The organism is Siccirubricoccus soli (assembly GCF_024178315.1).
In the GTDB taxonomy this organism is placed as follows: domain Bacteria; phylum Pseudomonadota; class Alphaproteobacteria; order Acetobacterales; family Acetobacteraceae; genus Siccirubricoccus; species Siccirubricoccus soli.
On the sequence record NZ_JAMZIK010000117.1, the window covers coordinates 1 to 12,535 of the forward strand.

Sequence of the window (12,535 nt, forward strand, 5' to 3'; positions counted from 1 at the left end):
CCTGCGCCGCGGCGTCACCTGGCATGACGGCAAGCCCTTCACCGCGGACGACGTGGTCTTCACCTTCGAGCGCGCGCCGAACGTCCCGAACAGCCCGGGCGGCTTCGGCGGCTTCCTCCGCGCCATCTCCCGCGTCGAGGTGGTGGACGACCACACCATCCGGCTGCACACGCAGCAGCCACACCCGCTGCTGCCGCTCGACCTCGCCTCGGTCTCCATCATCGCCCGCCATGCCGCGACGGGGGCGGAGGCGGAGGCCTACAACAGCGGCCGCGCCGCCATCGGCACCGGCCCTTACCGCGTCCTCGCCTACCGCTCCGGCGACCGGGTGGAGCTGGCGCGCAACGAGAATTGGTGGGGCGGACAGGAGCCCTGGTCCCGCGTGACGGTCCGCTTCCTGCTGAATGACGGCGCCCGCACCGCCGCGCTGCTGGCCGGCGATGTCGATCTCATCGAGCAGATCCCGACCACCGACCTGGCGCGGCTGAAGCGCGACCAGCGCATCACGGTGACGGAGGTGCCGAGCCTCCGCACCGTCTTCCTCTCGCCCGACTATTCCCGCACCGGGCCGCACCCGAACGTGACCGACAACGCCGGCAATCCGCTGCCGCGCAACCCCTTCCTCGATCCCCGGGTCCGCCGCGCCCTTTCCATGGCGATCAACCGGGAGGCGCTGGTGGCGCAGGTGATGGAGGGCGCGGCGACGCCGACGGCGCAATGGCTGCCCGAGGGCGCCTTCGGCTACAACCCGGAGGCCAGACCGCGCCCCTACGATCCCGAAGGCGCCAAGCGCCTGCTGGCCGAGGCCGGCTTCCCAGAGGGCTTCCGCCTCACCCTCGCCACGCCGAACGACCGCTGGCCGAATGATGCCCGCATCTCCCAGGCCGTGGCGCAGATGTGGACGCGCATCGGCGTGCGCAGCGCCGTGGACGCCATGCCCTTCGCCGCCTTCGTGCCGCGGCGCAGCCGGCAGGAATGGGCCATCCAGCTCGGCGCCTGGGGCAGCAGCACGGGGGAGGCGTCGAACTACCTGCTCGCCATCGTCTCCACCTATGACCGCGCGAAGCTGACCGGCCCCTCCAACATGACGCGGCATTCGGACCCGGATTTCGACGCGCTGCTGGCACGCGGCGCGGCGACGATGGATGACGAGGTGCGGGAGGGCATCTGGCGCCAGGCCGTCGCGCTCTATGCCGAGCGGGAGCCGATGATCCAGCTTTTGCAATACGTGAACACCTGGGCGCATCGCCGCGGCCTGGCGCATGAACCGCGCATGGATGAGCGCACCCTGGCGATGGGCGTGCGCCCGGCGCGATAGCGGCGCAGCACAGGCTCGCCGCCTTCTGGCCGCGGGGCCGGGCGCGTCACGGCGCGCTCGACCCGGTCGAGCGCACCTCAAGCCTCCTCGCGAATGGTCGCCTTCGACGCCGTCGAAGGCGCCTCCGGCCAGCGAGGAAGGATGGACCAAGCCGGCAGCGCGACCGTGGCACCGGGCCTCGTGGCAGGATGGGCCGCCCGGCGCCGTGCAGACGCCTGGCACTGATCGCCCCCGCGTCGCGCCGCGCTACCGGATCGCCACCTCCACCGCCCGCCGCCCGGCCATCGCCGCCGCCGTGCCGGCCAGCCGCGCGGACCACTTGCCCCGCTGCGGATGCCCCCACCGCAGCGCCAGCTTCCCCGCCAGCTCCGCCATCAGCAGCCCGCCCGCCGCCGCCGCCCGCCACGCCCCGCGATGCTTGCGCAGCATGTGCTGGCGCGACCAAGCCATGTGCCACTCCTTGCCGAAGCTCACCGCCGCGGAGGGCGCGGAGGAGCGCGCATTGCCGTGCAGCAGCCGCGCCGCCTCCACATGCACCAGCGCATGCCCCGCCGCGCGCAGCCGCATGCAGATGTCGTCATCCTCGTAGTAGAGGAAGATCTCCGGATCGAAGCCGCCCAGCGCCCGGAACACCTCCAGCCGGAAGAACATCGCCGCGCCGCCGACATAGGGCGCGCAGCAATCCCCGACGGGCGGCACCGGCCGCGCCCGGCCGCGATGCCGCAGCAGCACCGGCAGCCGGCCGAATTGCAGCTCCCCCTCCTCCGTCTCGATCCGCGGCGCCAGCAGCGCGGCCTCCGGGTAGCGCGCCGCCGCCTCCAGCAGCGCCTCCACCATGCCGGGCGCCGCCCGCGTATCCGGGTTCAGCAGCAGGCCGAAGGGCGTCTCCGCCCGGGCGAAGCCGAGATTCGCCGCCCGCCCGAAGCCGAGATTTCCCGGCAGCCGGATCACCTCCGCCCCCGCCGCCTCCGCGATCGCCGCGCTGTCATCCGTGCTGGCATTGTCCACCACCACCAGCCGCACCCCGCGCGGCAGCGCGGCCAGGCAGCCGGGCAGCACCGCGGCGCTGTTGAAGGCGATGACGAGGACGGTCACCTGGGCGAGGCGGCCTGCCGCCTCCGGCGCTGGGGCTTGCTCAAGCACGCGCCCCTCCTCCATCCGCCGCCCGGCGCTGTCAATCATCCGGACGCAGCCGGCCTTGCCCGGCCAGGGGGCACGGCCCATCTCGATGCCGTTGCCTGCCCGCAAAGGCTGCCGATGTCGCCGGCTTCCGACCTTCTCGCCGCGCTGGCCGGCCTCCTCCTCCTCGGCTGCCTGGTCCTCGCCTTCCTGACGCCGGCGCTGATCCTCCAGGCCGTCCGGCTGAAGCGGCCCGGCTGGCGGCGCGCGGCCCTGGCGGCGTCCGGCGCCGTGGCGCTGGCCGAGGCGGGCATGCTGCTCTGGGGCGATTGGCTGACCCGGGCCCTGCTTCCGGCCGTGACCGGCCTTCTGCTGCTGCTCGGCCTGGTCTTCGCGCTGGTCGCCGCTTGGCACCACCCGGTCCGCGGGCCCCGCTGAACCGCCGCCCTGCCGCCCCGCCCGGACGGCAGGGATCCGCCAGGATGCGCCTCAGCGCGGCGGCGCCTCCAGGTTGCTCGCATCCAGCCCCAGGGCGGAAATCGTGGCGGGGTTGAGCTGCCCCGTCGCCTGCAGCCCGCGCCCCTGCTGGAAGCGCTCGATGGCGGATTGCGTGCCGGCCCCCCAGGCGCCGTCCAGCTCGCCCCGGTAGAAGCCCAGCACCCGCAGCCTCCGCTGCACGTTGCGAACCGCCCGCTGGCTCAGCGGCTCGGTCGCCTGGGCCGCCGGGGTGCCGGGGGCGGGGCCGGCGGTGGGCCCGGCCGCCAGCAGATCGCTGGGCGAAAGCCCCAGCGTCGCCGCCGTCGCCTGGTTGAGCTGGCCGCTGGCCTGCAGCCCGCGGCTCATCTGGAAGCGTTCCAGCGCCGCCTGGCTGTCCGGGCCCCAGACGCCATCGGCCCGGCCGGTGTAGCTGCCGGCCTGGCGCAGCTTCTCCTGCACCGCGGTCACCGCCGCCGGCGCCAGGGGCTGGGAATACATCAGGGAGGGCGCCTGCTGCGCCAGGGCGGGGCCGGCCAGGAGCAGCCCGGCCAGCGCCATGGTGGTGGTGCGAATCATTGCGTGTCCTCCGTGCCGCTGGCGCAAACACCGGAAGTGGCAACGGGTTCGCCCCGGCCGCGCAGCCCCGCCACGCGCCACAGCCCCTACGCCGCGGCGTCGCGGGCGGCCGCCTGCCGCCGCGCCATCTCGCGCTCGATCCGGGCGGCCAGCCCCTCGCTCACCGGCGTCATCGGCAGCCGCAGCTCCGCGCTGTCGATCAGCCCGGCGCGCCAGAGCCAATGCTTGACCGGCGCCGGGCTCGGCTCGGCGAAGAGCAGGCGCGGCAGCTCGTCCACCGCATGCCAGGCGGCCAGCGCCCCGGCGCCATCGCCCGCCCGCAGCAGGTCCCGCACCGCGGCGAAGCCCCTCGGGGCGACATGGGCGGAGGCGATGATGCCGCCCTCCGCGCCCTGGGCGAGCATGGGGTGGAAGGAGGCGTCCTCCCCGGTCAGCACGGCGAAGCTGGCGGGCTTCAGCCGCAGCAGCTCGCAGGATTGCGCCAGCTCGGCGCAGCAATCCTTCACGCCGAGCACGTTGGGGCAGCGCGCCACGATCTCCAGCAGCGCCGCATTGCCCAGGTTCACCCCGGTCCGGTAGGGGATGTTGTAGATCATGATCGGCCGCGCCGTGCTGTCCGCCAGGGCGGCGAAGTGGCGGACCATCCCCTCCTGCGAGGGCCGGGTGTAGTAGGGGCAGGCGATCAGATACCCGTCGACCGGCCAGGGCGCCGTGTGGTGCAGCGCCTTCGCCAGCTTGCGCGTGTCGCTGCCCGAGAGGCCGAGGAAGAGCGGCAGGCGCCGGCCGCAGGCGGCCAGCTCCGCGGCGGCCAGGGCCACCAGCCGCTCCGTCTCCGCCTCGTCGAGGGTCAGGCCCTCCCCGGTCGTCGCCGCCAGGATCAGCCCGTCGAGCGGCTCCGCCGCATAGTGCCGGACCAGCCGGCGCAGCGAGGCCTCGTCCAGCGCGCCGTCGCGGAAGGGCGTGACAAGGGGCAGCCAGAGGCCGCCGAGGTTCGGGTGGTGCACATCCATCGTGATCCGTCTCCATGCGAGGCCGGTAGACGGAATGCGTGCAGGGACCCCGTCCGACCGGCGGGGTCCAACCTGATCCTGCGGCGCCCTAGGCGATCGCGCGCAGAGCCGTGCTGCCCCAGGCGGGGCAGTGTTTCGGCGACACGGGCTTGCTGCGGCGCAGGACCATTCCGGGAGCTTGCGCGGGTGCCGCCCCCGGCGTCAAGCTATGCCGCCAGCGGCGGCACATTCTCCAGCAGCCAGCGCGCCAGCGCCGTCACGCGCGCATCCTGCTGATACTGCCCCATCACCTGCACGCCCACCGGCAGCCCGCCCACCGCCAGCAGCGGCACCGTCACGACGGGCGCCCAGAGCAGGGAGGAGGGGATGTTGAACACCGCATCCCCGGTCGGCCGCGGCGCCAGGGGCTGGCCGGGCCGGTCGCCCTCCCACACCGGCGCCGGGCCGGGGCAGGCGAGGCTGATCACCGCATCCGCCAGCCCCGCCAGCCGCGCATGGCGAAGCTGCGCCTCCTCCCGCTTCGCCAGCGCCGCCTGGTAGTCGCGCGGCGACATCGCCTCGGCGCGTTCCAGTATGGCGCGGGCGCGCGGGCTGATCGCCTCCGGATCGGCATCCAGCAGCGCGCGCTGGTACCAGCGATTCTCCCAGCCGGTGATGGCGGCGGACAGCGCCCTTCCCTCGGCGATGCCCTGCTCGAAGGCCTCGATGGCCGGATGGTCGCCGCGCCGCAGCAGCTCCACCCCGGTGCCGGCGATGCGCACCAGCAGCGCCGTGAACGCCGATTTGCTGGCGGCATCCAGCCTGGCCCAGCCCTCGCTTTCCATGACGATCAGCCGTACCGGACGCTGCGAAGCCGGCGGGGTGCGCGGGCCCTGCAGCCCGGGCCGCCCCGGATCGCCGCCGCAGCGCGTGGCGATCTCGATCGCCACCTGCCACATATCCTCGATGCTGCCGGCATGGACGCCATGGGTGCTCATGCTCGTCGTCTGCCGCTCGCCGCGGTGGAGGCCGCCCTGGCTCGGCTTCAGCGCCACATTGCCGCAATAGGCGGCGGGGCGGATGATGGAGCCGCCGACCTGCGTGCCGATCGCCGCCGGCACCATCCGCGCCGCAACGGCTGCGGCGGAGCCGGAGGAGGAGCCGCCGGGCGTGTGGCGCGGGTTGAAGGGGTTGGTCGTCGGCCCCGGATGGCTGCCGCCGAGCTCCGTGGTGACGGTCTTGCCCAGCACCACCGCGCCCGCCTGGCGCAGCGCCCAGACGGCGGCGTTGTCGCGCTTCGGAAAATGCCCCTTGTAGCCGCGGCAGCCCATCTCGGTCGGCATGTCGCGGGTTTCCAGCAGGTCCTTGATGCCGATGGGCAGCCCATCGATGGGCGAGAGCGGCCTGCCCTCCCGCCAGCGCGCGCTGCTGGCATCGGCCGCGGCGCGGCTGCCTTCCACATTCATCGCCGCCCAGGTCTGCACCACCGGCTCCCGCGCCGAGATGGCCTCCAGGCAGCGCTCCAGATAAGCGCGCGGGTTGTCCGTGCCGTCGCGGAAGGCGGGGAGGTGGTCGTGCCAGGTCAGGGCGCGAAATGTCGCGGGGTTATAGGCTTCGGCCATGCTCGCTTCCTCCAGGCTGTGGCCGCATCCTGCGCGGGGTGGCGGGGAATTGCACGGGGGCGGGGGCGGCCCGCCACGCCCGTGCCGGCCGGCCCCGCAGGCACGGCCCGCCCGCCGCCCGACGCAACCCGGACCGCCCGGTGCCCTGCCACGGCTTTGCCGCGGCAGGCTGCGCGGGATGCAGGGAGAACAGCGCTCCGGGGCCCCCATGGCGCCGCGCAGCGGCGTTATGGGGAATGCCACATCCCATCCCACACCGGCAGCCCCAGCACCGCCGCCATGGCGATCATCGCGTAGCAGGCCAGGCGGAAGGTCCGGTCGCTCGCCAGGCCGAACATTCGGGAGCCGCCCCAGATGCCCAGCGCATAGACCGGCGCCCCCAGCAGGAAGGGCGGCAGCAGGCTCGCCCGCAGCAGCCCGGTGGCGACATAAGCAATGGCGATGATCGCCGAGGCCACCGCCAGGTAGAGCGCGAAGGAGGCGCGGATCCGCCGCGCATTGTCCGTCTGCCCCAGCAGATAGGCCATGACCGGCGGGCCGCTGACCATGGCGATGCCCCCCAGCACCCCGCCGGCGACGCCGACGCCGACCGTCACCGGGTCGCTCGGCCGCCCGCGGAACCGCCAGCCGGAGGCCAGCAGCCCGAGCATCGCCAGGATCAGCCCCGCCACTCCCCAGCGCAGCGCCTGCGGGTCCATGGCCGCCAGCGCCATGGCGCCGAGCGGCGTGCCGAGCACCGAGCCCAGCGCCATCACCCCCACCTGCCGACGGTCGGCCAGCTTCCACGCCCCCGGCGTCAGCAGGGCGATGGCCACCGCCTCGATCGCCAGCATCAGCGGCACTGCCACCCGCGGGCCGAGCCCGATGGAGGCCAGAGGGATGAAGATCATGGCGGCGCCGAAGCCGGAAAAGCCTCGGGCCAACCCACCGGCCAGGGCCGCCACCAGCAGCCAGGCCAGGGCCGGGCCAGACGGCAGCGCGGATAGCAGATCGCTCACCGCGGCATCCTCGCCCGGCACAGGCCTGGTGGAAAGGGACCGGCCGGATGGCAGGCAGCCGCAGCCTGCCTTGGCCAAGGGGCGGCCACCCCCTGGCCTCAATCGGCCCAAGCCTTCGCGCCCTGTGATTGACTAATTTTATAGAAATATCTATTGAAATGCCGTTGCGCATGCGTTTGGCCAGATCACGCGTATGGGGTGATATTTTTTATCCGAAAGGAGGGCGGCCCCTTTGCCATCTCCACTTATCGGTTGCGTCCTTCGGCCGGTCGTCGCTGCGGCCAGGGTCATCCACCGCACCGCCCACGCGCGCCGCATCGGCCGTGTCGCGACCGGCAGCGCCGTTGTCCGACACGCGGCGCGGCCGGTGACCTGGGTGCTGGCCTGCGCCACGGGCCCCGCCCTGGTCCTGGCGCCGCTCCTTGCCGGCACGCCCCCCGTCACGTCGCCTGTCACCGCGGCCGCCGCGCCGGTGCGCCCCATCCCCTACGACCTGGCCAGCCTCGGCGGACCAGGAGGCGGTGGCTGGGGGCCGGCGGGGGGCTTGTCGGGGGTGGGCCTGTCGGCGGCGCCCATGCCGGCGGCGGCCCCGCCGGGGGCATCCCTGCCGGCGACGCTACTGCCGGAGGCGGGGGGCGGCGCCGCGTCAGCCCAGCCCCCGCATTGCCGCAGGCGCCGCCCGCATCACGGGCCGGGCGCGGTCGCGGAAGGCGATGCCGGCGTGGCCCCGGACGCGCCCCGGCCCTGCCGGCCAAGGCCCGGCCAGGCCGCGGGAACCGAGCCGGTCGATGTCGATGAGCCGGGCGGCCTGCTCCTGCTCCTCCCCGTCATGGGGATCCTGCTGGCCCTGCGCCGGGCGCGCCCCGCCGGCGCCAGCCCGGACGCCGTCTGAGGATCGGGACCGGGACGCCGTCCCGGGACCATCCTCCCGCTGAAGGGCGGGGACGGGCTCTCGCCGGCCGCGCCAGTGCGGGACGACCTCGATGGTGGCGGCCAGCAGCCCGTGCGTCGCCCTGCCCGGTCAGGGCGCATACCTTCGCCTCCACGCCCATGGAGCCCAGGCCGGCCCTCGCCCGGCCGCGCGGCCCAGTGGCTGCGCGTGCATGCGCTGACCGGGGGGGGCAGGTGCGCCGCGTCCTCGCCGCCGGCCGCGTCCTCCACCCGCACAACCCCCTGCAACCAGCTCCATGGGCGGGCCGATCCGGGCATCGGCAGCGCGCTGCGCGAGGCGATGGAGAGCGACCGCAAGCGTGCCCGCTATGTGCACGGCAAGATCTATGTGCACGGCAACATCGCCGAATACCCGATCCCGGTGCTTGCCGACGCGCCGCGCATCGAGGTGACGCTGCTGGAGGAGGATCGCCGGGGTGAACCCGCTCGGTACCCAGGGGCTCGGGGCGCTGGCGATGTCGGCACCAACGCCGCCATCGCCGCCGCAAGCTGACCATCCGGGTAGAGGACCTGTTGCCAGCCTGCTGCGCTGCGATAGGCTGGCGCGGCCCGCGACCGGAGCCGCCGCCATGCCGACACGCCGCCAAGCCCTCTCCCTTGCCGCGGCATCCCTGGCGGCGCCCCGCCTCGCCGGTGCCGCGGGGGCCAAGGTGCTGCGCTTCGTGCCGCAGGCCGACCTCGCGATCCTCGACCCGATCGCCACCCCCGCCTTCGTCACCCGCGCCCATGGTTTCATGGTGTTCGACACGCTCTACGGCGTGGACGAGAATTTCGTCGCCCGCCCGCAGATGGTGGAGGGCCACAGCGTCGAGCAGGATGGCCGGCTCTGGCGCCTGACTCTGCGCGAGGGCCTGCGCTTCCACGACAACGAACCCGTCCGGGCGCGCGACGTCGTCGCCAGCCTGCTGCGCTGGGGCAAGCGGGACACCTATGGCTACGACCTGATGGCGGTGCTGGACGAGCTCTCCGCCGCCGCGGACCGGGAGGTGGTGTTCCGCCTGAAGAAGCCCTTCCCGACGCTGCCCGATCTGCTGGGCAAGGCCGGCACCAACATGCCCTGCATCATGCCAGAACGGCTGGCGGCGACCGACGCCATGCGCCCGGTGACGGAGATGATCGGCAGCGGCCCCTTCCGCTTCGTGGCGAATGAGCGCGTCCCCGGCGCCCGCGCGGTCTATGAGCGCTTCGCCGGCTATGTCCCCCGCCCCGACGGCACGCCGAGCATGCTGGCCGGCCCGAAGCGCGTGCATCTGGACCGCGTGGAGTGGCGCACCATGCCGGACCCGGCGACCGCCGCCGCCCCGCTGCAGGCCGGCGAGGTGGAGTGGTGGGAGACCCCGCTGCCGGACCTGCTGCCGGTGCTCCGCCGCAACCGCAACCTCCGCACCGAGATCCTGGACGAGGCCGGCTTCATCGCCCTGCTCCGCCTCAACCATGTGCAGCCGCCCTTCGACAACCCGGGCGTCCGGCGCGCGATCCTGGCGGCGCTCAGCCAGGCGGATGTGATGCGCGCCGTGGCCGGGGAGGACCGCGCCGGCTGGCGCGACACTATCGGCTTCCTGACCCCGGGCCCGATGGCGAGCGAGGCCGGCATGGCGCCGCTGCTCGCGCCGCGCAGCATCGCGGAGGCGAAGCGGCAGCTCCAGGCCGCCGGCTATCGCGGGGAGAAGGTGGCGCTGATGGCGCCGACGGATTTCGCCAGCATCAACGCCATGACCTTGGTAGTCGGCGATCTGTTCCGCCAGATGGGCTTCAACCTGGACTACCAGGAAGCCGATTGGGGCACGGTGGCGCAGCGCTGGAATTCGCGGGAGCCGGTGGAGAAGGGCGGCTGGAGCGCCTTCTGCACCTTCACCACCGCCGCCAGCACCATGGCGCCGGCGGACAACAAATTCATCCGCGGCATCGGCGACCGCGGGTTGTTCGGATGGCCGGACAGCCCGGAGGTGGAGGCGCATCGCAGCGCCTTCCTCGACGCCACCGACCAGGCGGCGCGCCAGGCCGCCTGCCGCGCCGTGCAGGAGGCCGCCTTCCGCGACCTGCCCTACATCCCCCTCGGCATCTTCTACCAGCCGACCGCCTTCCGCAGCACGGTCCGCGACATCCCGAAGGGCTTCCCGGTCTTCTTCAACGTGACGCTGGGCTGAGGCTTCACGCCGGGCCGCATCCCCCCGATAATCCCGGCCGCCTGCGGGAAGGAGAAGCGCCAATGTCCAAGGTCATCATCAGCGTTGCCGTCACCGGCGCCATCCACACGCCGAGCATGTCGGACTACCTGCCCATCACGCCGCAGCAGATCGCCGAGCAGTCGATCGCCGCGGCGGAGGCCGGCGCCGCCATCATCCATCTGCACGCCCGCGATCCGAATGACGGCCGCCCGACGCCGGACCCGGCGGTGTTCATGCAATTCCTGCCGGTCATCAAGCAGAGCACCGATGCGGTGATCAACATCACCACCGGCGGCGGCCTCGGCATGACGGTGGATGAGCGCCTGGCGGCGCCGCTGCTGGCCAAGCCGGAGATGTGCTCGCTCAACATGGGCAGCATGAACTTCAACATCTCCGGCAGCGCCGCCCGCATCAAGCAGTTCAAGTACGAGTGGGAGCGGCCCTACCTCGAAGGCACCACCGACTTCATCTTCCGCAACACCTTCAAGGACATCGAGCAGATCGTCGAGCGGCTGGGCAAGGGCCATGGCACGCGCTTCGAGTTCGAATGCTACGATGTCGGCCATCTCTACAACCTGGCGCATATGCTGGACCGCAAGGTGGTGGAGCCGCCGCTCTTCACCCAGACCATCTTCGGCATCCTGGGCGGCGTGGGCGCCGAGCCGCGCAACCTGCTCTTCATGAAGGAGACGGCGGATAGGCTCTTCGGCAAGGACTATGTCTGGTCGGTGCTGGCGGCGGGGCGCAACCAGATGCCCTTCACCACCATGGCGGGGATGCTCGGCGGCAATGTTCGGGTGGGCCTCGAGGACTCGCTCTGGATCGGCCGCGGCCAGCAGGCGAAGAGCAATGCCGAGCAAGTGGCGAAGATCCGCCGCATCCTGGAGGAGCTGAGCCTCGAGATCGCCACGCCCACCGAGGCGCGGGAAATCCTGAAGCTGAAGGGCGGCGACAAGGTCGGCTTCTAGGCCCGCCCCCGCGCCTTCCATGGCCGGCCGCGGAAGGCTGCGCGAGGCCCCCGGGCATTCAGCGGCGCCCGACCCCGCAAACCCGCGCAGCGGTCTGCGGAAGTTGCAGGGCGCACCCGTCTAACCCTGCCGCCTCCTATCTTTCCGCGGCGTTGCCGCCGAAGGCTGTGCTAGGCCTCCGGCGTTCAGCGCCTCCGGGGTCCCCGCGAAGCCGCGCAGCGGTTTCGTGGGAAAAGCTAGAGCGTTTTCGGTTTACATGCGTTCACCGAAAACGCTCTACGCCTTTGGTTGCAGAGCAGATTCACGCCTTCGGGCGAGGCCGCCCTACGGCGATCTGCTCTAGGCGCGCAGCGCCAGGCCGAGGCGCCGGGCGAGGGTCTCGGCCAGGGCCAGCGCGGCCTCCCGCTCCTCTCGGGGGAAGGCCCGCACCAGCAGCGCCTGGCCGTGCCCCGGGGCCGGCAGCAGCCGAAGCTGCCATTCGGGCAGCACCCTGGCCCCGGCTTCCAGGCGGAGCTGCAGCGCGGCATAGGCGCCCGGGGGCAGGGGCCGGGCGCGGCGGCAGCCGAAGGCGCCCTCGCGGGACTCGATGATTGCCCCGGCGGCGAGATCGAGCAGGAAGGAGCGCCGCGGGCAGAGCAGGGCGACGCCCAGGCAGCACACCCCGCCGAGCAGCAGCAGGCAGGCCACCAGGCAGAACAGGGCCGGCCCGGGCGTCACCCCGCAGATCGGCCCGTGCTGGTGGAGGCCGGCTGCCAGCACCAGCAGCACGCACCCCACCGCGGCGATCTCGGCGCGTGGGACCATCAGACCGGGCGCCCGCATCGGGATCCGCGCGGCCTCTCGCGGCATTTCGGGTAACGCTGTCTCCATGCAGCGCGGAAAGGAGCACCATCGCATCGGCCTTGCAATATTACGATTGACGTTCTATATTTGTTCCGATCCGACCGGGACCCCCGCCCCATGCCCCTTCCCGCCTTCCTTCCCGCCGAGCTGCCGAAGGCCTTCCTGCTCCGCCGCCTGGCGCTGGACCCCATCCTCTGCCTGACGCCGCCCCGCCCCTGGGCCCCGCTGACCGAGGCCGAATGGGCCCTGCTGGCGCCGTACCTGGAGGTCCATGGCTGCGCCCTCGGCCAGCGCGGCCGGCCGATGGAGGGCACCCCGCGCGCGCGGCTCGACGCCATCTTCCGCTACGCCACCCTGAAGCATCAGGGCGGCCGCGCGCCCTGGCGCCTCCTGCCGCCCGAGTTCGGCAAGCCGGACACCGTCTCCCGCTCCTACCGCCGCTGGGCCCAAGCTGGCCTCTGGGCCGCGCTCCTGGTCGCGCTGGCCCGCCAGCCGGGACGCTTCGC

The 12,535-nt window shown here is 73.1% G+C and carries 13 protein-coding genes; 7 read left to right on the forward strand and 6 right to left on the reverse strand.

Going from position 1 to position 12,535, the window contains the following annotated elements; genetic code table 11:
- Positions 1-1,318, forward strand: a 1,318-nt coding sequence (locus NJ376_RS18250) for an ABC transporter substrate-binding protein (RefSeq protein WP_252954717.1), incomplete at its 5' end; no start/stop codon positions are given.
- A 246-nt stretch (positions 1,319-1,564) separates the two neighbouring features.
- Here the strand turns inward: NJ376_RS18250 and NJ376_RS18255 are convergent.
- A complete protein-coding gene (locus tag NJ376_RS18255; RefSeq protein ID WP_252954718.1) occupies positions 1,565-2,461 on the reverse strand; it encodes a glycosyltransferase family 2 protein in 897 nt (298 codons plus the stop codon).
- Positions 2,462-2,575: 114 nt separating this feature from the next.
- On the opposite strand from NJ376_RS18255, the gene NJ376_RS18260 reads away from it, so the two are divergent.
- Entirely contained in the window at positions 2,576-2,875 is a 300-nt protein-coding gene (locus NJ376_RS18260; protein ID WP_252954719.1) for a hypothetical protein, read from the forward strand.
- Positions 2,876-2,926: 51 nt separating this feature from the next.
- Here NJ376_RS18260 and NJ376_RS18265 read toward each other — a convergent pair whose 3' ends face one another.
- From NJ376_RS18265 to NJ376_RS18280, 4 genes are all read right to left on the reverse strand, one after another.
- Positions 2,927-3,490: a peptidoglycan-binding domain-containing protein gene (locus NJ376_RS18265; RefSeq protein WP_252954720.1), complete on the reverse strand. Its 564-nt coding sequence runs from the start codon at positions 3,488-3,490 to the stop codon at positions 2,927-2,929.
- An 86-nt stretch (positions 3,491-3,576) separates the two neighbouring features.
- Positions 3,577-4,500: a 4-hydroxy-tetrahydrodipicolinate synthase gene (gene dapA / locus NJ376_RS18270; RefSeq protein ID WP_252954721.1), complete on the reverse strand. Its 924-nt coding sequence runs from the start codon at positions 4,498-4,500 to the stop codon at positions 3,577-3,579.
- A gap of 206 nt (positions 4,501-4,706) precedes the next feature.
- Positions 4,707-6,101, reverse strand: coding sequence for an amidase (locus NJ376_RS18275; protein ID WP_252954722.1), 1,395 nt, complete (start codon positions 6,099-6,101; stop codon positions 4,707-4,709).
- Positions 6,102-6,328: 227 nt separating this feature from the next.
- Positions 6,329-7,099: a sulfite exporter TauE/SafE family protein gene (locus tag NJ376_RS18280; protein WP_252954723.1), complete on the reverse strand. Its 771-nt coding sequence runs from the start codon at positions 7,097-7,099 to the stop codon at positions 6,329-6,331.
- 232 nt (positions 7,100-7,331) lie between these two features.
- Here NJ376_RS18280 and NJ376_RS18285 point away from each other — a divergent pair, with 232 nt between their 5' ends.
- The 4 genes from NJ376_RS18285 (at position 7,332) to NJ376_RS18300 (ending at position 11,186) form a co-directional block, all read left to right on the forward strand.
- A complete protein-coding gene (locus NJ376_RS18285) occupies positions 7,332-7,991 on the forward strand; it encodes a hypothetical protein (protein ID WP_252954729.1) in 660 nt (219 codons plus the stop codon).
- A 207-nt stretch (positions 7,992-8,198) separates the two neighbouring features.
- Positions 8,199-8,543 (forward strand): hypothetical protein, encoded by a 345-nt coding sequence (locus NJ376_RS18290; RefSeq protein WP_252954724.1) that lies wholly within the window; start codon positions 8,199-8,201, stop codon positions 8,541-8,543.
- 76 nt (positions 8,544-8,619) lie between these two features.
- Positions 8,620-10,197, forward strand: a complete 1,578-nt coding sequence (locus tag NJ376_RS18295) for an ABC transporter substrate-binding protein (protein ID WP_252954725.1) — start codon at positions 8,620-8,622, stop codon at positions 10,195-10,197.
- 62 nt (positions 10,198-10,259) lie between these two features.
- Positions 10,260-11,186 (forward strand): BKACE family enzyme, encoded by a 927-nt coding sequence (locus tag NJ376_RS18300; protein ID WP_252954726.1) that lies wholly within the window; start codon positions 10,260-10,262, stop codon positions 11,184-11,186.
- Positions 11,187-11,525: 339 nt separating this feature from the next.
- On the opposite strand, the gene NJ376_RS18305 is transcribed toward NJ376_RS18300, so the two are convergent.
- Positions 11,526-11,990, reverse strand: coding sequence for a hypothetical protein (locus NJ376_RS18305; protein ID WP_252954727.1), 465 nt, complete (start codon positions 11,988-11,990; stop codon positions 11,526-11,528).
- 156 nt (positions 11,991-12,146) lie between these two features.
- Here NJ376_RS18305 and NJ376_RS18310 point away from each other — a divergent pair.
- A partial coding sequence (locus NJ376_RS18310) for a transposase (protein WP_252954728.1) occupies positions 12,147-12,535 on the forward strand: 389 nt, incomplete at its 3' end.